The sequence below is a fragment of the [Mycobacterium] manitobense genome (assembly GCF_025821665.1).
Taxonomy (GTDB): Bacteria; Actinomycetota; Actinomycetes; order Mycobacteriales; family Mycobacteriaceae; genus Mycobacterium; species Mycobacterium arseniciresistens.
Genome location: NZ_JACKSJ010000210.1, coordinates 1 through 368, shown reverse-complemented (window position 1 = coordinate 368; position 368 = coordinate 1). Strand labels below are relative to the sequence as shown.

Annotated in this window: 1 pseudogene; it reads right to left on the bottom strand. The window is 64.4% G+C overall.

Annotated features, from left to right (window positions below):
- A pseudogene (locus H7I41_RS23435) lies at positions 1–270 on the bottom strand (cytochrome P450); the annotation flags it as partial.
- Between the last annotated feature and the right edge of the window lie 98 nt (positions 271–368).

Below are 368 nucleotides of genomic sequence, written 5' to 3'. Positions count from 1 at the left end.
CTGAGCCGCATCACGACAGTCGATGGTCATGCCGGGTTCCCATGTCCCGATCTCGTCCAGCACCGACTCGAACATCAACGCGGTGTAGCGCCGAACCCGGTCATGGTGCAGTGCGGGCAGAAAGCGCGCGCGTTCCTGCTTGTGCCGGTCACCGGCCAGCAGAATGATCGAGCCATCCCCGACAACCGGTTCGATCGGGTTGGGCATGGGTGGGGTGAATGCGGAGACCGGGATCTTCAGGAACTCGCGAATGTGGGCGGGCTTCGCCACGAACAACACATCGCCGAAACCCGGTATGGGCACCTCGAACGCCCTGCCGCACTTGGCACGACGCCGGAAGTAGGCCTCCGCGTCGTACCACGCGCCGA